Origin of the sequence: Citrobacter sp. B72, assembly GCF_016894305.1 — a bacterium.
Classification (GTDB): domain Bacteria; phylum Pseudomonadota; class Gammaproteobacteria; order Enterobacterales; family Enterobacteriaceae; genus Citrobacter; species Citrobacter portucalensis.
The window spans coordinates 1195893-1216819 of record NZ_CP069801.1 but is presented as its reverse complement, the minus strand read 5'-3'; the positions used below and the strand labels follow the sequence as shown (position 1 = coordinate 1216819).

14 protein-coding genes are annotated in these 20927 nt (G+C 47.6%); 6 read left to right on the top strand and 8 right to left on the bottom strand.

Annotated elements, in window-relative coordinates:
* The first annotated feature begins 80 nt into the window (after positions 1-80).
* The 3 genes from JQN59_RS05765 to JQN59_RS05755 all read left to right on the top strand — a co-directional run bounded on the left by JQN59_RS05765 (position 81) and on the right by JQN59_RS05755 (position 5227).
* Positions 81-647, top strand: a complete 567-nt coding sequence (locus tag JQN59_RS05765) for a Slp family lipoprotein (protein ID WP_048215733.1) — start codon at positions 81-83, stop codon at positions 645-647.
* A gap of 280 nt (positions 648-927) precedes the next feature.
* On the top strand, positions 928-2082 hold the full coding sequence (locus tag JQN59_RS05760; protein ID WP_048215732.1) for an efflux RND transporter periplasmic adaptor subunit: 1155 nt from the start codon (positions 928-930) through the stop codon (positions 2080-2082).
* A 28-nt stretch (positions 2083-2110) separates the two neighbouring features.
* Positions 2111-5227, top strand: a complete 3117-nt coding sequence (locus JQN59_RS05755) for an efflux RND transporter permease subunit (protein ID WP_103014794.1) — start codon at positions 2111-2113, stop codon at positions 5225-5227.
* A 208-nt stretch (positions 5228-5435) separates the two neighbouring features.
* On the opposite strand, the gene JQN59_RS05750 is transcribed toward JQN59_RS05755, so the two are convergent.
* Both JQN59_RS05750 and JQN59_RS05745 read right to left on the bottom strand, forming a co-directional pair.
* Positions 5436-5783 carry an HdeA/HdeB family chaperone gene (locus tag JQN59_RS05750; RefSeq protein WP_204528165.1) on the bottom strand — a complete coding sequence of 116 codons (348 nt, stop codon included), beginning with the start codon at positions 5781-5783 and terminating at the stop codon, positions 5436-5438.
* Positions 5783-6379, bottom strand: a complete 597-nt coding sequence (locus JQN59_RS05745; RefSeq protein ID WP_003826082.1) for a DUF308 domain-containing protein — start codon at positions 6377-6379, stop codon at positions 5783-5785. Before JQN59_RS05745 ends, JQN59_RS05750 begins: the two co-directional genes overlap by 1 nt.
* A 281-nt stretch (positions 6380-6660) precedes the next feature.
* On the opposite strand from JQN59_RS05745, the gene JQN59_RS05740 reads away from it, so the two are divergent.
* Entirely contained in the window at positions 6661-7293 is a 633-nt protein-coding gene (locus JQN59_RS05740) for a YfdX family protein (protein WP_003826081.1), read from the top strand.
* Positions 7294-7367: 74 nt separating this feature from the next.
* Here JQN59_RS05740 and JQN59_RS05735 read toward each other — a convergent pair whose 3' ends face one another.
* Together JQN59_RS05735 and evgA are read right to left on the bottom strand one after the other, a co-directional pair.
* A complete protein-coding gene (locus JQN59_RS05735; protein WP_149608156.1) occupies positions 7368-10610 on the bottom strand; it encodes an ATP-binding protein in 3243 nt (1080 codons plus the stop codon).
* A gap of 4 nt (positions 10611-10614) precedes the next feature.
* Positions 10615-11229: an acid-sensing system DNA-binding response regulator EvgA gene (gene evgA, locus JQN59_RS05730; protein ID WP_008785570.1), complete on the bottom strand. Its 615-nt coding sequence runs from the start codon at positions 11227-11229 to the stop codon at positions 10615-10617.
* Positions 11230-12070: 841 nt separating this feature from the next.
* Between evgA and JQN59_RS05725 the strand changes: the two genes are divergently transcribed.
* Positions 12071-13243 carry a hypothetical protein gene (locus JQN59_RS05725; RefSeq protein ID WP_133158645.1) on the top strand — a complete coding sequence of 391 codons (1173 nt, stop codon included), beginning with the start codon at positions 12071-12073 and terminating at the stop codon, positions 13241-13243.
* Between the two features lie 88 nt (positions 13244-13331).
* Here the strand turns inward: JQN59_RS05725 and JQN59_RS05720 are convergent, their stop codons facing one another.
* The 4 genes from JQN59_RS05720 to dpaL all read right to left on the bottom strand — a co-directional run bounded on the left by JQN59_RS05720 (position 13332) and on the right by dpaL (position 18788).
* A complete protein-coding gene (locus JQN59_RS05720) occupies positions 13332-14618 on the bottom strand; it encodes an MFS transporter (protein ID WP_003826074.1) in 1287 nt (428 codons plus the stop codon).
* A 78-nt stretch (positions 14619-14696) separates the two neighbouring features.
* Positions 14697-16289 (bottom strand): N-acyl-D-amino-acid deacylase family protein, encoded by a 1593-nt coding sequence (locus JQN59_RS05715; protein ID WP_008785573.1) that lies wholly within the window; start codon positions 16287-16289, stop codon positions 14697-14699.
* A gap of 67 nt (positions 16290-16356) precedes the next feature.
* The gene (locus tag JQN59_RS05710) at positions 16357-17541 is read right to left on the bottom strand and encodes a YgeY family selenium metabolism-linked hydrolase (protein WP_048215727.1); all 1185 of its coding nucleotides are present in this window, start codon (positions 17539-17541) and stop codon (positions 16357-16359) included.
* Between the two features lie 32 nt (positions 17542-17573).
* On the bottom strand, positions 17574-18788 hold the full coding sequence (gene dpaL, locus JQN59_RS05705; RefSeq protein WP_020996285.1) for a diaminopropionate ammonia-lyase: 1215 nt from the start codon (positions 18786-18788) through the stop codon (positions 17574-17576).
* A 381-nt stretch (positions 18789-19169) separates the two neighbouring features.
* Here dpaL and JQN59_RS05700 point away from each other — a divergent pair, with 381 nt between their 5' ends.
* Positions 19170-20918, top strand: coding sequence for a sigma-54 interaction domain-containing protein (locus tag JQN59_RS05700; RefSeq protein ID WP_048225174.1), 1749 nt, complete (start codon positions 19170-19172; stop codon positions 20916-20918).
* The last annotated feature ends 9 nt before the right edge of the window (positions 20919-20927 follow it).

Below are 20927 nucleotides of genomic sequence, written 5' to 3'. Positions count from 1 at the left end.
TAGATAATCAACAATGCGTATGCTGACAATAATACGCAAAGGTTTACTATAGACCTGTCTTTTTTAAGCAGGAAAGTAAAATGAAAAATACAAAAGGGTTGATGATTATTGCCCTTGCTTTCACCCTGGCATCATGTGCTTCCATTCCTGAGAATATCAAAGGTAATAATCAACCCGATATCCAAAAAAACTTTATCTCCGTGCATAACCAGCCCGGTTTATATACCGGACAGCAGGCCCGCTTTGGCGGTAAAGTCATCAATGTGATTAACACCAAAAAAGATACGTTGCTGGAAATCGCCGTTTTGCCACTGAATGACTCTGCTAAGCCACAAATAGACGCGAGCTATCAGGGACGTATTCTTGCCCAGCAGAAAGGTTTCCTCGATCCGGTAAACTACAGAAACCATTTCGTGACTATTTTGGGAACAATTCAAGGGGATGAGTCAGGATTCATCAACAAAGTCCCGTACAACTTTGTTAAAGTTGATTTACAAGGAATCCAGGTTTGGCATTTAACTGAGTCTGTCAACACCACCTATAACATGTGGGATTATGGTTACGGCGCATTCTGGCCTGAGCCGATGTGGGGAGCGCCTTACTACGCCAGTACAGTCACTCAGGTAACTCCGGAGCTAGTGAAATAATCCCAGAGGTAAGATGGCGTGACTATATTCCGGAGTCAGGTGTTGGCAAACACCCCTTCTCATCACCCCGCGTTTATCTTATTGCGCCATCCTGCTTCATGGGATCCTTCGCTTAACATGCATTCTTCCTGTTACATATAATTTTTAACCGCTAATTCTTTAGCGAAGAAATGGGCTTTACCCTTCTCATGCCTGACCATCTTTTGTTATTTACCGACAACTCCCCCACCCTGCATGCAATAAAAGAACATTTGTGTTTACACATTATTCAGGGATTACTATGAACAGAAAATGCTTACTGTTGATACCATTATTCTTTAGCAGCATCATCATCACCGCCTGCGATAATAAACCTGCAGTAAAAACCGCCATGGAGCCCGAGGTCGGCGTTGTTACCTTAGCGCCCTCCTCTGTAAATATTAAAAGTGAACTTCCGGGTCGCGCGCTTGCGTTCGAGATCGCCGAAATCCGCCCTCAGGTTGGTGGGATCATCATAAAACGCAACTTTGTTGAAGGTGATAAAGTCAGCAAAGGAGAGTCACTGTATCAAATTGATCCTGCCCCGCTGCAGGCACGACTGGACTCAGCCAAAGGCGCGTTGGCAAAGGCACAGGCTACCGCCAATAATGTTCGTCTGACACTCAATCGGCAGTCAGCATTAATAAAATCTAATTACGTCAGCCGCCAGGACTATGACACGACGCGTTCACAGCTTAATGAAGCGCAAGCCAATGTTGCCGTCGCTAAAGCGGATCTTGAACAAGCCACCATCAATCTTCGATACGCCAATGTTACCTCGCCCATTGATGGCATTAGCGGCAAATCTTCCGTGACCGTGGGTGCCCTGGTTACTGCCAATCAGGAAAACGCGCTGGTCACCGTTCAGAGATTAGATCCGATTTATGTTGATTTAACCCAGTCAGTACAGGACTTCTTACGCCTGAAAGAAGAGAAAGCCAACGGCCAAATCGCCCAGCAACAAGGCAAAATTCCGGTTGAGCTGATGCTGGAAAACGGCAAGCCCTATCGCCATACCGGTACGCTTGAGTTTTCCGATCCCGCTGTTGATGAGACCACCGGTTCGGTAACCCTGCGCGCCGTATTTCCCAATCCTGAAGGTGAAATTTTACCCGGTATGTATGTCACGGCGTTGCTGGACGAAGGTAGTCAACAAAACGTGTTGATGGTCCCCCAGCAAGGAATTACGCATAACGAGCAAGGAAAAGCCACCGCGCTGATCCTTGACCAGGAGAACGTAGTGCAACTGCGTGAAATAAACGCAGTGAAGGCCGTTGGTAATCAATGGTTAGTGACCGCGGGATTACGTCCTGGCGATCGGGTCATTGTGTCCGGATTACAAAGAATTCGTCCGGGAATCAAAGCCCGGGTCCTCCCTTCAAAACTGAACACATCTGACACGGTAGCTGAACAGTAATATTTCAGGCATTAAGGACACTTTCTTCATGGCCAACTTTTTTATTGAGCGCCCGGTTTTCGCCTGGGTGCTCGCTATTATCATGATGTTTACGGGCGGTATCGCGATAATGAACCTGCCTGTCGCCCAATATCCACAAATTGCGCCCCCAACCATTACCATCAGCGCTGCCTACCCAGGGGCAGACGCAAAGACCGTTGAAGACTCCGTCACCCAGGTGATTGAACAAAATATGAATGGTCTTGATGGCCTGATGTATATGTCATCCACCAGCGATGCGGCAGGTAATGCCTCGATTATCCTGACCTTCAAAACGGGTACGTCACCCGATATTGCGCAGGTTCAGGTACAGAATAAACTGCAGCTGGCGATGCCTTCCTTGCCACAGGAAGTACAACAGCAAGGGATCAGCGTTGATAAATCCAGCAGTAATATCTTAATGGTCGCGGGTTTTATCTCTGATAATAACAGCCTGAGCCAATATGATATTGCCGACTATGTGGCCTCGAACATTAAAGATCCGCTAAGCCGCACTGCCGGGGTGGGGAGCGTACAGTTATTCGGTTCGCAATACGCCATGCGCATCTGGTTGGATCCACAAAAGCTCGACAAGTATAACCTCACTCCCGAGGACGTCATTACCCAACTCAAAGTGCAGAATAATCAGATATCTGGCGGGCAGTTGGGGGGCATGCCTCAGTCAGCCGATCAGCAGTTAAATGCGTCGATAATCGTCCAGACGCGTCTGCAAACAACCGATGAATTTGGCAAGATTTTCCTTAAAGTTCAGCAAGATGGTTCTCAGGTTCTGCTGCGCGATGTCGCGCGCATTGAGCTGGGTGCGGAAAATTATGCAACGGTTGCACGTTACAACGGCAAACCCGCCGCCGGGATTGCGATTAAACTTGCCGCTGGCGCCAATGCCCTGGCAACGTCCCAGGCGGTCAAGCAAGAGCTGAACAGATTATCGGCCTGGTTTCCGGCCAGTATGAAAACCGTTTATCCCTATGACACCACGCCGTTTATCGAGATTTCGATTCAGGGTGTTTTTCATACTTTGATCGAGGCAATCATTCTGGTATTTCTCGTCATGTATCTGTTTTTGCAGAGTTTCCGTGCGACGCTTATCCCCACTATCGCCGTTCCGGTGGTTATCCTCGGAACCTTTGCAATACTCGACGTTGCCGGTTTTTCGATTAACACGCTCACGATGTTTGGCATGGTGCTGGCGATAGGGCTGTTAGTCGATGATGCCATCGTGGTGGTTGAGAACGTAGAACGTATTATTGCTGAAGAGCACTTGTCTCCAAAAGCGGCAACGCATAAAGCAATGGGCCAGCTCCAGAGGGCGCTGGTTGGTATTGCCGTCGTGTTATCCGCCGTATTTATGCCGATGGCGTTTATGAGCGGGGCAACGGGTGAAATTTTCCGTCAGTTTTCCATCACCTTGATCTCCTCCATGCTGCTGTCAGTATTTGTGGCAATGAGCCTGACGCCTGCACTTTGCGCTATGTTGTTGAAATCCCACGAAGGAGAAAAGACAAACACACATTTTCTGTTTACCCGTTTCAATCACTTCATGGAGAAATGCACTCAGCACTACACGGACAGCACCCGTAGACTGCTACGTCGCACAGGCCGTTATATGGTCGTCTATTTAGTCATTGGCGCGGGCATGATTGTGCTGTTTTTACGCACTCCGACCTCGTTTCTGCCTGAAGAAGATCAGGGGGTATTCATGACCACGGCACAATTGCCTTCGGGTTCAACGATGGTGAACACCAGCAAAGTGCTCGGAGAAATAACCGACTACTACCTGACGAAAGAGCAGAAAAACGTTGCTTCTGTTTTCACCGTCGGCGGATTTGGTTTCAGCGGCCAGGGACAAAACAACGGTCTGGCGTTTATCAGCCTGAAGCCCTGGTCAGAACGCGTTGGCGAAGAAAACTCGGTTACCGCCATTATTAGACGGGCAATGATGGCCTTAAGCACCATCAATAATGCCGTCGTTTATCCGTTCAATTTACCGGCGGTCGCAGAATTGGGCACCGCATCAGGGTTTGATATGGAGCTGCTGGATAACGGTAATCTTGGGCATGAAAAAATGATGCAGGCGCGCAACCAGCTTCTGGCTTTGGCCAACCAGTCCTCCGGTGAGGTCGACGGGGTGCGTCCGAACGGTCTGGAAGATACACCGATGTTCCGCATTCACGTCAACGCCCAAAAGGCTGAAGCTATGGGCGTTGCGTTATCGGATATTAATCAGACCATCTCCACCGCGTTTGGTAGTCGCTATGTCAATGATTTCCTGAACCAAGGGCGCGTAAAAAAAGTGTATGTCCAGGCCGATACACCGTTCCGTATGTTGCCGGACAATATCAACCACTGGTACGTACGTAACGCCTCCGGTTCCATGACTCCGCTCTCCGCCTACTCATCCACCGAGTGGACCTACGGTTCTCCTCGCCTTGAACGCTACAACGGTCAACCAGCAATGGAAATTCTGGGCCAGCCGGTTGAAGGGAAAAGCAGCGGTGATGCGATGAAATTTATGGCATCGCTGATTAATAAACTGCCCGCAGGCGTCGGCTATGCCTGGACCGGTCTGTCTTATCAGGAGGCGCTATCCACAAACCAGGCACCAATGCTGTACGGCATTTCGCTGATCGTCGTGTTTCTGGCGCTGGCGGCACTGTATGAAAGCTGGTCGATCCCGTTCTCGGTGATGCTGGTTGTGCCAATCGGGGTGGTCGGCGCTTTGCTGGCTACCGATCTGCGTGGCCTGAGCAATGATGTTTATTTCCAGGTCGGCCTGCTCACCACCATGGGGCTGTCGGCTAAAAACGCCATTCTGATCGTCGAGTTTGCCGTCGAGATTATGCAGAAAGAAGGGAAAACGCCGCTTGAAGCTGCGGTGGAAGCCGCGCAAATGCGCTTACGTCCAATTCTGATGACCTCACTGGCCTTCATCCTGGGGGTTATTCCGCTGGCAATAAGCAACGGCGCGGGCTCTGGTGCGCAAAATGCCGTCGGTACGGGGGTTATCGGAGGGATGCTGGCCGCGACGGTACTGGCAATCTATTTTGTTCCAGTGTTCTTTGTCCTCGTTGAAAATACGTTAGCGCGATTTAAAGCTCGACGCTGATCCCCTGCCCTCTCCCTGGGTTTAGATTATTCAATTCCCAGGGATGGGGCTTCGTTTGTCAGGTCTACAGTTATTAGCGGGCACGGCTATCCAGCGAGTTTCTCGTGGATAGCAGGGTAAGCATTACGCGGATTTTTTATAAGGAACGACTGAGGGTAGGAACAGAGGTTGTCAATTCTAACTAAAGCCAGGCTATCAAAACGGTTAATCAATAGTGCAGACCGGAACCTTTCAGATTTACAGCCAGTTCACCCAGTTTAGTATTCGGATGCTGATGACACATTTTAACCATTTTCGGTACAGCTTCCGTTTCCACCTCATGCAGGGGAACATAATCATCGCCTTTAAAGTCAGAATTTTTATTAACAATCACAAAGGCAATTGCCGTCTTGTATTGCTGATTCATATCAACAAATTCTTTACAGGTCATATCTTGTGGCGCAGCTTCCGTTGCCTGAGTAGCCAAAGCACGGGTCATTGGTGCCATAACAGAGGTCACAAGAATAGCCGCAGAAACCATCATTTTAATATTCACTATGCGCTCCAGAGTTAGCATTAATTTTTATCGGCGAGCTTATCAGTTTTAACCAGCGTCGCATTTCTACGCAGACTGATAAAAGCTAAAGAACTAAAGATCATCTCGACACCAATAAAAATTGAGGTAAATACATACGATCTGTCGGGATCCATATTCAGCCATACGCCGGCAATAAGCAGGTCAAAAATACCAATAAAAATGTTCCATCCATAACCCGGACTACGGAACAGCTTGACCCCAGAGGCGATACGAAAAATCCCCCCCAGAATAAACAGGCAGCAAAATACCATTGCCAGTGAATTCATGCCTATCACAGGATTCACGAGGAAACAGTAACCCAGCAGTAACCACGCGATAGCAAAAAAGGCATAGGTAAATTTGGCTTTCAATTGCTTTTTACCTGAGCTAAACAGGCTATAAATAGAATAGAAACCACATACCAGGAACATAAAACCGGTTGCATAGCTTAAATAAACACCTGCAGCAATCGGATAAATCAAGCAGCAGATGCCACAAATCAACATCAACACCGCCATAATCGTCGCGTGCTTTTTATAATGAACGAGTGTTTTTTCATTAAACGCTCTCAGGCTACGCTGATTAAAAACAAACATACATCCTCCGTTATATATAAACGCAATGTAACCTGTTGACACAAGAATTATTACTCACTCAACATATGTTACTTACAGTGGAATGATAAGACTTCCACTAAGGAAGCGTATATAAGAACAAGAGAATGTCGCTATGCGTATATTCCTACACATGTCAGACATCTGACACTTGTAGGATTAAACGGTCATTATTCTATCTTGGCTCTGATTCCTCTCTTTAACATTATTTAATATGCTTATTGCGTTTGGTGACATATACCAAATTTATTCAGGAGAAAGTAATGAAAAAGATTATTCTTGCGGGTGTGCTTGCAACCATGATGGGTTCAGCACCAGTGATGGCTGCTACTGCTACCACAACCACTCCGGCGCAAGCTGCTACCGCAAATGTACAAAAAGAAGCTGCCGATGTTATGCAGGTCGCAGTGCAAGGCGCAAATGCGATGCGTGATATTCAGCTTGCTCGTCTGGCCCTGTTTCATGGACAGCCTGACAGCGCTAAAAAATTAACCGATGACGCGGCTTCCCTGCTGGCTGGCGACAGCAAAGATTGGGCGAAATTTGTAAAAGCTGCGCCTAAAGCCAAGATGATTGACGATCAGTACGTGGTTATTAACGCTACGGTCGCGCTGTCAGAAGACTATATTGCGACTCCGGCCAAAGAATCCGCTATCAAAACAGCGAATGGCAAAATGGCCAAAGGCGACTGGAAAGGTGCAGTGGATACTCTGCAACTGGCTGGTATCAGCGTGCTTCAGACCCAATACCTGATGCCTCTGAATCAGACTCGTAAAGCCGTTGCCAGCGCGCAAAAACTGCTGACTTCCGGTAAATACTATGAAGCAAACCTTGTGTTAAAAGGCGCTGAAGATGGCATTGTGGTCGATAGCGAGATGATCGGCGCAGGCCAGTAGTACTCAGCACTACGGAGTGTTGAACCAGGACTTTCTCTCCTGATCGGGCAGCTACAGCTACCCGATCAGGGGGATTAATGGCTAATCAGACTTTCTATCTCAATCTCAATTTCCCGCATAACAGCAATAATCTTCTGCAATGCCTCCTCGCGTACTGCCAGAGGAAGATCGTCATGTCGTCTGGATTCGAAAGGTTCGCACAGGTTCTGTAGCGCAGTGATACCCAGAATTTGCGCCGAGCCATGCAACCGGTGAAGAGCTCGCAAAAACAGCTGAGGTTCATCTTGCAGAACGGCTTTCTCAGCCGCTTGTATATCATTCAGCGTTGCCTCGCGAAATGTCTCGAGAATCTCGTTCATCAGTGCGCGATCGCCGCCGGTATTTTCCGTCAACACATTGAATTTCAAATGCCGGATTGTACAAGGAGACGAATAACCGGTTTCGATTTTACTCAATTCATGGGTCAGTGTCTGAATCGACACAGGCTTGAACAGGCACAAGTTCATACCATTTTGCAGGCATCGATCGCGTGACTGTGGAAGTGCGCTGGCCGTCAGTCCCCATATTTGTAAATTCGGCTGTTGACGACGTAGCGAAGCCGCGAGATCAAACCCGTCTTTTTTCGGCATATTTACATCGGTTATCAGCAGATCGTACGATTTCTTCGCCAGTTTGGCTTCTGCTTCCTCCCCATCACACGCTTCATCCACGCTGTAGCCAATGGCATTCAACTGTCGCTTGAGCAGCAGGCGATTGGTTGGATTATCGTCAGCTATCAAAATAGACAGACACGGAAGCGGTAACAGAGTACCGGGCGCATTGCCATCCGATACAATCGACTGTCGAGCTGTTTCAACCGGCAGCGTTATGGTAAACGTGGTTCCTTGCAACGGGACGCTCATCAACTCCAGCGTCCCACCCATCAACGTCACCAGTTCTTTGCAGATAAATAACCCCAGTCCAGAACCGGTTTGTTGACGCCCGCAGCGTCCCTGAGCGTAACGCTGAAACAGCCCCGCCTGCTCCTCTTCACTAATCCCGCAACCGGTGTCGCTAATGGCGATGGTCAGGGTACCGTGATTCTCCCCCTCAGGCGCCAAGCGGGCCGTCACATGAATGCTGCCCTGCTCGGTAAACTTCAACGCATTACCCACCAGGTTGGTGAGAATTTGCCGCAAAGCCTGCTGATCGACAAATACCCGCTCGTTCGCCGGCAACTGACTAACGCAGGCAAGCGTAATGCCTTTCTGTCTGGCTAAGGCATCGAAAGAGTGGCACTGCAATTCAATGAGTTGCGAGAGATCCGTCCATTGAGGAACTACCTGGTATTTACCAGACTCAATCTTATCCACATCCAGAATCTTACCGATCAGCCCAAGCAATGACTGGGCCGTCGCCCCGGTAAGGGCAATCGCCTCTTTTCGCTGTGCCGGGCTGAGTTCTGAACTCGACAGTAATTCCACAAAGCCAACAATCGAACTTACCGGAGTACGTAACTCATGGCTCATACTCGCCAGAAAGCGACTTTTGGCCTTGGTTGCTTCAATCGCTTTATTCTTTTCGTTTTCCAGTTCTTGAGATAATGCTTCTTTGAGATGAAGCTGCTCTTCCAGTAGCCGCTGCGATTGTTTCCTTTTATTTACCTCACGGGAGAGTGAGATCCCCCAGATCAGGCTAATTGCTATCAGCAGCAGCGCGAATATCCCCAGTTGATAGAACTGTTTGCTATATCGACTCCAGAAATCGACCTGCGTATTGGAAATTTTCGACCACCTCTCCGTCATCTGCAAAATTTCACGTGGCGGTATGGCCTGAAGCGCTTTATCCATAACAGACTTCAACACCGGCTCGCGGGGAGAGATTGCAAAACTTACCGACGCACCAGGCATATCTGGAAGCCTAAAAAAGTGCATATTTTTCTGGTAGTAATGATCGACCATAAATCTTGCCGACAATTCGGTAGCGATTGCCGCATCAACGCTGCCCTCCTTGACCATGGCCATCGCAACACTGCCAGTATCCGCATTCACCCAGGTGGCCTGCGGATAGCGTTGCTTAAGCTCACTTTCCAGCACATGCCCGGCAGGCAAAGCAATGCGTATCGGCTTCTCCAGTAGCGATTCGGCGGTTTCCTCACGGGAAGTGATCATCACAATTGCCACATTCATCAGCGGATCGCTAAAGGCCGAATTGGGCGGGTTTTGATGAGTTAGCGTGATAGTGGGATACATATCCCACTGTTCGCCGCTTATTTGCTTTGTCTGCTCACTTTTAGAGCTAGCTAAAATGGGTTCAAAATCGAGCCCCGTTTGCAGATGAATAATATTCAGCAAATCACCAATAATACCGCGTAACTCACCACTGCGATCGACCAGCGTATAGGGCGAGTAATCTGGGTTGATTAAAATGCGGATAACATGCTTTTTCTTCAACCACGCTTTTTCCTGATCGGTGAAAGGAATAGGCGCATTCAGATAGGCAAGGTTGCCGCGGTTCAGCCAGTTCTGCATGACTTGCATATGAATTTCATTACTGATTGACGTAATGAAACCATCAAGAATATTTCTTAATACAGGCTGTTCTTCGTTAACGACAAAATAATTATATTGTTCTTGCTTATCAAAGTAGTGCGTAATAACCAGTGATTGTGAGAAGTATCGAGAGATACAATGACTGCTGGTGATATTGTTACCAATATAATATTGGTTATCGCCATTCACTACCGACGCCATAGCCTGATACTCGTCGTCATAAAATGAGACTTTAGCCTCAGGAAAAGCCCCCTGGATAACATCGAGAAAAGGGCAATCCCGTACACACGCGACGCTAACCTGATGGTTCGAGGTCAGCGGCAGCAGAGTGTTTTTTAGCGATGTTACAAGCGTCGGCCACGTGGTCAGCAATGCCGAAGTGCGCAACAGATTTCCGCCAACATCCTGGCGTCGGGACAGTTGGGTTATCAGCGTATCAACATCGTTATTGGCGAGCGCGGCCAGCGCCTCTTGCTCATTATCATACTGCTTTATAATGATTTTTAGATTGAGGTTCTTTTGCATTAACGCAAGGTAATCCGCGTTGACGCCCCGATAATATTCACCGCTATTTTGATAAACAATGGGGGAGACTTCCGGTAACCAGGTGCCAACAACCAAGGTTTTTTTATGCGCTAACCAGTTTGTTTCTTCCCTGTTCAAGCCGATATTTTGCACTGAGGTATTATAGTTACTTTTTAGCTCAACTTGCCGAGCTGAGCTTACACCCGTAGACAACCCGATGGTAAAGACGACCATCAAAAAAATAAAAAAGCGTTCCAGCATTACTCTATCCTATTTTATTTCTCTGCGCATAATCATAAATTTCCATTAATGATGAACAATCTAATTTTTCCATCAACCGGCTTTTATAGGTACTTACCGTTTTATTACTGATATTCATTTTGCTGGCAATTGTGCTGTAATCCATGCCATTAAGGATATAACGCAATACTCTCATTTCCTGGTTCGACAACGTATCAAGCTTATCCTGCTCGCTGACGGATGAACCAGTAAAATGCTCAAGGGAAAAGGGAAAATAGCTATAGCCATTTTTTGCTGCTTCGATTGCGGCAAGAATATTATTCATACCTTCTTTTTTGCTCACAAATCCGTTAGCACCGTATTCGGCGCTACGTTTGCCGTAAAAAAATTCATTTTTAGCTGAAATGATAATGATTACACCAGCATAGTGCCGCTTTCTCAGCTGCTCCAGCACTTCGATGCCACTGATACCCGGAATATCCACATCGATAATCAACAGCTCCGGTTTGGTTTTTTCAACGGTTTGAACCACTTGATCTCCACTGTCGAGTTCGGTGGTCACAGCGATACCATTGGTATCGAGTAAGTTGCGGATGGCAATGCGAGCCAATGGGTGATCGTCAACGATTATCGCGTTCATTGCGTATAAGAATCCCGATAAATAAAGAGAGGCGATGGCTATAGAGCAGATGAGTCTTCAATATTATGTTTTATAAACGCAAGACTTTAAGAGGAAAATTCTAGCATAGCCACGCGTATATTTTATTATTTTTTCATAATCCGAATGAATAAATCATAAAAATAACATTTCGATTTACAAAAATTAAACTTTAAACCTTTGTAAATATCAAATCATTAACACAACGTAAAGGAAAATTCCTACACATGTAGGACAGGTCTTTCATTTATTAGGGTTCATTCTTAACAAATCTATTAATATCAATAGGGTAGTAAGCATTAGAACCGTAAAAATACAAAAAATACCCCTCATCTGACGATCATTCCGTTAGGGTGGCATGGTGGAAAGCCGCTATCAAATAGCCGCTTACGTTGAACATTCCCATGCACATTTCTATGCCAGCAACTTTACATTACAAACAAATATTATTTTTCAATACGTTGCCTACGACAGTTTTTTGTTAATTTTATTTCTATATGAAATTATCCTACACTTGTCTTTATGCTTAAATAAAGCAGAAACAGCGCATTTTCAAATTTCCAGGTTACATCGATGCGCTGCTAAAAAAATAAGATAGAGAATTTTTCATACTTTCGGGTGATAACAATTTTACTAACCTGAATTTTGGAGAAACTGTAAATCCAGAGGGATCGTACACTGGCACAACCTGGCGGGAAGAAAAACCGGCCAACGTTAAAAGCATCACTTTCACATTCTAAGGAGAAAAATAGGTTACCAGAACAGCAAGTTACGCTTCTCTTCTGGTAGTAAGCAAAGCAATTGATTGATGGCGTATAGCAAAATGAATCAAATACGAGAATCATTAAACAATGTTGTATTCCCTGACACAATGCCTGACGCATGGCCTTATCAATCCTGGTGTTCACCTGAAAATATTGATACTGATATTACATGGTACTCATTTACTGAGCTGGATTTGATGATCGAAGCCTGGCTGGGTAAAGACTCACTCATCCCGGTGAACAAAACCGTATGGGGTTTTGTGAACGAAAATGAACCATTAATCCAGATAGTTATCCACGAAGATATTGCATTTATTGCAATTAATCACAGATTCTATTCATGGGTAATTATTGTTGCGGGAGCATACAACTTAAACATCAGTCTCGATCTTGCCTCCATATTTAAACACACAGCCTTAGCCGATACAGCACTATGCATTATAGCCAATCGCGTTGACATACATTCAGTAGAGGTATCTCTTAACACCGCCCGCTCTTTTATGAACTTCGTTTTTTTTCATGAATTGGTTCATTTGATGTGTTGCCAGCATCAATACATCAAAATGAATGGCAACCAACTTCCGTATATCAGGACCATGGAGTTTATTGCCGACTTTCTTGCGTACGAGCATTCACTCATGCCTGTAACTTACGAATATACCGTACAAAAAGACAACTGGGATCTGCAGATGAGTACCGCTCGATGCCTTGGCTTTGTCATCGCGTCCTATTTCATCATTAAGACGAAACAGATCAACAAGTTAAATCTATATCCATCCATAAATGAAAGGACCACCTTGTTGCTGAGTTATATATTATCGCCATCTTTAACGCGGAGTGAACGGGAGGGATTACTGCTAAAATATGAAGCCAGTGGAATAATGGATGCTTATATCCGGCGAGGAAAGCTAGGATTTAATATTGGCAATAATGATTCCCTCACCTCGACTGACTATTCTGCATGTCGTTGTAATTGCAGCAAATGCAGCGCGTTCGCCAACGAGATATGTAACAAGGCCAAACCATTGAACAGCGAAGTATTAAACCATATGAGCATTTATACAGAATGCTTCCCTAAAAATAAGGTTTTTTACCCCTTTCCTGTTATAGATAAAAGAGATAACAAAACATCTCATTTTTGTAGTTTACAAAATCCTATACTGTTTTCCTTAGAGAAAACGATTAAAAGATCCTCTGCATTTCTATCAAACCGATTCCTGAGTTTCCACTAAGAGTCTAATGGGATAGGCTCTTAATCACTTATTTCCGTCATCCTTAATGTGGCTCTGGAACAGCAGAGCCACAAGAGAGAGACATTAATCAGGCTTTACTGGGCAACGCTCCCACTGCGTGCGAGCTTTTGACTGTCAGCGTAACGACAGCTGAGCACAACAGTGCAGCAATCATAAAGATAAAGGCGCTGTTATAGCTTCCGCCACTACTTTGGATAAGCCAGCCGATGATAGGCGCTGATACAACCCCCGCCATCTGGCCGCCAAAGTTAACAATACCGGATGCCCGCCCCATGATGTTGCTCGGGATCGTATCCATCAGAATGCCCCAGAACGTCGCCATGGCAAAGAACATGAACAGGGCTGAGACACACTGATAAACCACCGCCATATCTGCACTGCTCACGCTGAAAGTCAGATACAGGAATCCCGCGGCAATAACAGAGGTTACAACATACAGCGTTTTACGCTGGGGTTTGAATTTGTCTGAGCAATAACCGCCTAATAATGTTCCGCCTGCCCCGAACAGGAAGGGAATGGCTGCCATGACACCGGTCTTTGCCAGAGAAAACTCTCGTACGGTAATCAGATAGCTTGGTAGCCAGGTTGAAAAACCCCAGAAGGTGATATCAAACAAAAACCAGATGCTGGCCATTTGCCAGAGCACCGGCATTTTGAGTACGTCTTTAAACGCGATAGCACTGGTGTTTTGCAGGCTCCCCTGATCGTCAGCTGCCAGCTCCGCCAGGTCTTGCTGCGTAATAGCAGGGTGATCTTTCGGATTGTCACGCGTAAATAAGTAGATACCTGCCGCGATAAACAGACCGGGAATACCCAGCACGATAAAAACCATGTGCCAGCCAAATGCCCCGATGATGCTTGCCGCCACAACTACCGCCAGCGCTGGGCCTAAGGTGTTAACCGTTGACTGAATCGCCGTGGCGCGACCACGCTCTTTCGACGGGAAATAGGTTGATATCATCTTCCATGAGGCCGACGGGAAACATCCCTCACCGATACCAAAGAAGAATCGTACTGCTAACATCAGCGGCAGCGTCAGCACAGCGCCGGTTAAGCTGGTGAACACAGACCACCATGCAATACCAATGGCCATGATTTTGCGCGAGCCAAATTTATCCGCCAGTAATCCACCGGGAATTTGAAACGCAGCATAACCAATAAAAAAGGCGCTAATAATTAAACCTTGTTGAGTCGTATCAAGATTTAAATCTTTGCCAATATAAGGGAGCGAAACGCTCATCACCATTCTGTCGAGAAAAGAGAGCAGCCACGCCAGCCAGATCAGGGTCAGGACGGTATATCTTGCTTTCCAGGTCTTGGGTTTACCTGAAGGTAAAGACGTTTGTAGGTTCATTGTGATGTCCTTAGGGTGTAGTGATCTACCGCGACCATAAATAGTCACGATAGATCCATGCGTGTTTAGCGTTATTTATTAATATTGTTTTCTAATAACCGTACCGCTACAGGCATAACTTTCCGTGCCATTGATTAAGGCAATGCGCCCATTAACCATGACAATTTCAATCCCTTCCGGGTACTGATTGGGTTCCACAAAAGTGCCTTTATCCGTAATTGTGTTCGGATCGAACATCACAATATCCGCTGCATAACCCACCTTCAGCAGTCCGCGATCCTGCAAACCCAATACTTCAGCAGGTTTCCCCGTCATCTTGCGGATTGCCGCTTCCCAGCTCAGACATCCCTCTTCACGGACATATTTACCGAGTACGCGAGGGAATGCGCCAAACACGCGCGGGTGCGGTTTGCCAGCCCCCATTAAGCCGTCGGTACAGACGTTTTGCTCAGGTCGACAGAGAAACTTAATCACGTGCTCTTCGGTACCGTAGAAGTCGACCATCCCCACGGCGTTTTCCTCTTCAAAGAGCAGATCGAAGGTGGCGTTGTACGGATCTTTTCCGCGCAGCTCGCCCAACTGGACGAGGTTCAAACCGACAGCATCCTGATTTTTTGCCGTTTTCACGCTGGTGACAAAAATCTGGTCCAAGCCGGCAAAATCGATAAAGTTATCCCAGCCAGGAATACCCTGCTGAATATCATCAATCATTTTGGCGCGCAGTTCGGGCGAGGCGAGACGCTCAAGTAATTTGTCCGTACCACCGGAGTGAACCCAAGGCGGCAGGATCACGCCAAGCATCGTACTGCCCGCCACATACGGATACTGGTCGAAAGAGATACGAATTCCCTCTTCCTGCGCCTGTTCCAGCATGCCCAGCATCTGGTCGATCAGCCCCCAGTTTTTCTTGCCGCAAACCTTCATATGCGAAATATGTAGCCAGACGCCGGTGGCTTTGGCGATATCAATCAGTTCCTGGGTTGAGTTGATAATATCGTCAGCTTCACTGCGCTGATGCACCACAAAGATCCCGTCATATTTCGCCGTGACCTTACACAGTTCAATCATTTCGGCAGTATCACCAAAGGCGCAAGGCATATAGATAAGTCCTGTGGAAAGTCCAAATGCCCCAGCCTTTAGCTCTCGCTCAAGGACTTCACACATCTTCGCCACATCTTCACGGGTCGAAGGACGCCCATCCAGACCCATCGCTTCCATGCGCACGTTGCCATGAGGAACTAAATACGCGAGGTTTGTCGCCGGATGACGTGATGCCAGCAGATTGAGATAACCGTCTGTATTTTTATACTTCCAGTCAATTTTGTCGGTGTCACCGTCCAGCCCGGCGATATTTTTACGCCAGGCTGGAATATATTCTTCAGGTAACGGTGCTAAGGCGACGCCATCCTGGCCCAACAGTTCGGTGGTGATACCCTGACGAATTTTTGCCGACAGCGCGGGGTTAATAATGGCCGACAGGTCAGAGTGCGTATGGGTATCAATAAAGCCAGGGCAAATAATTTTTCCTGTTGCATCAATTACCTGTTCATTGATGCCAACCTCAATTTGACCGATTTCGACAATACGTCCTTCATCAACCATCACATCGGCAATTCTGCCTTCACTGCCCGTCCCATCGATTACATTTCCGTTTTTGAAAATGGTTTTCATCGTTATTCTCCATGGCGGTGCTGCTGAGCGACACCGCCTGTAAGGTAAGAGGTGGTTATCTTTATTTTTATTGGCGATAGAGTGTCTGGATGATGCTGTAATAGCCGCTGGCCGAGCCGGTTAACTGATCGATCTCGATATACTCATCAATGGTGTGTGCCAGGTTTTCTCGTGAAGGACCGAAGCCGATGGTTTTGATTCCCGCTTCGCCCGCATAGTGGCTACCGTTGGTACAAAATGAGTACTGCGTAATGGTTGGATTAAAGCCAGCCTCGCGAACGCCCGCCAACGCTGCCTGCACGAATTCGTCTGACTCGTCGTACACCCAGCCAGGGAAGAAACGCTCTCCCTCAATCGTGGCACCGGTATAGCAAGACTCCTGACCCACCGCGTAGGACACTCGGGCCTTAAACTGCGGATCCTGAGCAATAAGTTCGGCAAGCGCATTTTCCAGCGGAGCAATCACGCTTTCTTTGGTTTCACCCACCAGCAAACGGCGATCGTAGGTTGCGCGACAGTAATCCGGTACCACCGAGGCTCCCGGGTACGGCGAAGATTTAATGTCGGTCAGTTCCAGAATGCCAGGCCCCAGAACCGGATGCGTTGGCGGCGTGATCGTACGAATTTTGTCGATCAATTGCGCCATTTTGTACACCGCGTTAATCCCCGCCTGTGGGTTAGCGGAGTGCGCGGGCTTACCAAAGGTTTCGACCACAATCTCAGCGCGACCACGCTGACCAATTTTCAGGTTTAACTCGGAAGCTTCACCGATGATTACGTAGTCTGGCTTATAGCGCTCGCTGACCAGGCGGGCAGCAATACCTTCAAAACACTCTTCGTGCACAATGCACGCAACGTAGATTTTCCCGGCAAAATTTCGCTGATTGTCCTGACCGAAAAAGCCCACGGCGGAGATCATCGCCGCCACGGCGCCTTTCATGTCTGTTGTGCCGCGACCATAAATTTTGCCATCTTCAATATCGCCGCCGTATGGATTGCGGGACCACTTCTCTTCGTTCACCGGCACGGTATCGATATGTCCATCGAGAACCAGCGTTTTCCCCGGCTGGGTGCCGACAATGCCGCCAACAATGTTGCCGTACTTATCAACGTGGATATCATCGAATTGGTAATGCTGCATCATTGTTTTTATGGCATTAACCACTTCCCCTTCCTGACCGGAATAACTTTTTTGTTGGATCAGCGCCTGACAGTTTTTAATGACTTCTTCAATGCGGTTTGCAGATAACATGGGTTTCTCCGTTATATCTCTCAATCAGGGAATTATTTGTTGATGCCCGGGTACTGACCGCCCCAGACAATATCCAGATATTGTTGTGGGTCGGTATCCCCTTCGGTGCTGACTAACAGCACACGAGAGTGCGCATCCAGACCCAGTTGCTCACGCGTTTGCGCCAGTTCAGGCGAGGTCATCAGCAGCGCCAGCAGACCGGTAGTAACCGCACCTGACTCACCCGAAATAATCTGTGGATCGCCTGCCAGCGGGTTGCCCAACATGCGCATGCCCAACGCTGCAACTTCATCAGGACAGGAGGCAAATGCGTTGGCATAATCGCGCAGCAGTTTCCAGCCGATACTGTTCGCTTCACCGCAGGCGAGACCGGCCATCACGGTTTGTAAATCACCGCCCACCGCAATGGCATCTCCCTCTTTCGAACGGGCTGAGCGGTAGAGGCAATCGGCAATTAACGCTTCGGCGACGATCACTTTCGGGCGATTCTCCCCCCAGGCTGCCGTCACCATTCCCTGAACCATTCCGGCAAACGAGCCGACGCCTGCCTGCACAAAAATGTGCGTCGGCGCAACCTGATGCAGCTGATCTATCGCCTCCAGCATTAGCGTGCCGTAGCCCTGCATAATCCACTGCGGGATCTTTTCGTATCCTTCCCACGCGGTATCCTGCACCACAATCCAGCCATACTTTTCGGCCTGTTCTGCGGTCATACGAACCGCATCGTCATAGTTCATATCGACGATCTCAGCGGTAGCGCCTTCGTTACGAATAGAGGTCAGACGTTGCTGCGAAGAGCCCTTCGGCATATACACCACGGCGTTTTGCTTCAGTTGGCGCGCCATCCATGCTACGCCGCGACCGTGGTTGCCATCAGTAGTGGTGGCAAACGTGACGGTTTGCAGATCGTGGCGTACCTCTTCGCTGGTCATCACGTCAAACGGCAGTTCGCTGATATCCTTACCAACTAATTCAGCGATATGGCACGCCATCGCATAGGAGCCACCCAGCGCTTTAAAGGCTTTCAGGCCAAAACGCTGAGATTCATCTTTGAGGTAGATATTTTTTACGCCCAGTTTTTGTGAAAGCGCCGGTAGCGTATACAGCGGCGTCGGCGCGTAACCCGGAATAGACCGATGAAAATTCAACGCTTTTACCAGTTCCTGGCGGCTAAACGGTGCCAACGGCGCGTTCGGATGTTCGGTAAACGGTGTCTGGTTAATAAAAAATGATAAGTTTTCCTGCATCATAAAACCTCATTGTCCTGGTATTTCATTCCCTGTAATCGGTGCAATACAGAGATATTTCCGTTATCGGTATTGGCAATAGAGCAAAATGCTTACCAGCTTTTTATTAACCGAGTAAATTCTTATGAATATTTTAATAAAGGCTTTAATTTCAATAAATTAAATAGAAATAAAAATTGACACCAAAAAATATCACTGCGTCAGTTTATCGCCTCATTTTGATAAATTCTCATTATTGATAAATAGTGTGATCGCTGAAGATAAAATAAGAAAAACATCCAAAAACAGCGTGATAGATTGATTTTTCGCAAATCATTTTTGCATTGCTTCGCCTATTTATCATTCTCCTTGAGAAATGCGACACACTGCCGGAGAAGTACCATGATTTCAGTACTCAGCAATATTCAGGATGATATATGCAATTATGCCGACGCTATTTCTGGCATAACGGGCACGGACGTTGAAATCATTGATGAATCTTTAATGCGCATCGCGGGTACCGGGAAATACCGGCATATGCTCAATGAGAACGTGGCCAAAAATGGCTACATCTATCGTCACGTATTGCAGGTGAGAGAAACGGTACTGATCAAAAATCCCGGCGAGCATCCGCTGTGTCAGTTATGTGAAAAACACCACTACTGTTCTGAAATGCTGGATTTGAACGCACCCATTTTTCTCAATAATCGCGTGATTGGCGTGATCGGGATTATTTGCTCAACCCAGGCACAGCGTGACACGTTACTGAGCCAGATTGATAAATTTGTCACCTTTATTGAGCAAATCGCCGTAATGATCTCCAGTAAGGTCTTTGAATGCCTGGAGCGTTTACGCGCGCAGGAAACGCTTGGCGCATTTCGGCGTCTGATCGATGCTATGGACCGCGGCGTGGTGGCAATTGATGGCAAGGGTCTTATCTGGCATGCCAATCATTCAGCCGATCGCATCCTCAACCGTGAGGTTCAGGGATTACCACTGACCATTGAAACAACCGGAGACAGCCTGTACGGCGATGAAGAAGCGTGGCTGACGCTTGAAGGTCAGAAACATCATGTACTGTGCAAACAAATTTCGCTCTCCTCGCAGGATAACGATCGCTTAACCATGGTTATCTTTCGTGATGCACACGACTACCTGAGTAACCTTACTCCATCCCCTTATGAGTCCGATATGCAGGTGCGACTGATTGGTCACTCTCCCTCAATGGAGCAACTCAGAAGCACCATCGGTAAAATCGCCAACAGTTACGCCAGCGTGCTCATCACCGGGGAAAGCGGCTCGGGGAAAGAGGTCGTGGCTTTTGCCATTCACCAAAGCAGTCCACGTAAAGCCGCGCCTTTCGTGACAATCAACTGCGCGGCTATCCCCGAACAACTGCTGGAAAGCGAACTGTTTGGTTATGTTCGTGGCGCATTCAGCGGGGCCGATCCCAAAGGACGAATGGGAAAATTTGAACTGGCCAACGGCGGCAGCCTGTTTCTGGATGAAATTGGCGATATGCCGTTGCACCTGCAGGCCAAGCTGCTCAGGGTATTACAGGAAAAGGCGATCACCCGCGTTGGCTCTAATAACACCATCAATATTGATGTGCGCATTATTGCCGCGACCAACAAAAACATTAATGCGATGGTGGAGAATAATCAGTTTCGCGAAGATCTTTTCTATCGCCTGAACGTGGTCCCTCTGGTACTTCCTTCCCTGCGTGAACGCCGGGCTGATATTGCGGTCCTCGCACAGTATTTTGCCGATGAGTTCTCGGTCAGTTACCAGCGACCACCGCAAAAACTGCCTGATGACGTTATTAACCGCCTTTATGCCTGGCACTGGCCGGGCAACATTCGTGAATTACGCAACGTGATCGAATACATTTTTGTGATGCGCGGAGAAGCCGCCGGGATCAACGCCAGCCATCTTCCCCCTTACCTGCTCACCGCCGCTGACGGTAGGAAAACGACGATGACCGCGCAACCCTGTCAGCTTGCCAGCAAAGGAAAACAGGCGGAAAGAGAAGCTATCGAAAACGTCATCCAGCGGTTCGGCTCAAGCGTTGAGGGGAAAAAACAAGCCGCGACAGAACTGGGGATCAGCATTGCCACGCTCTATAGAAAAATAAAACTGTACGGTTTGTGAGCCCCCCCC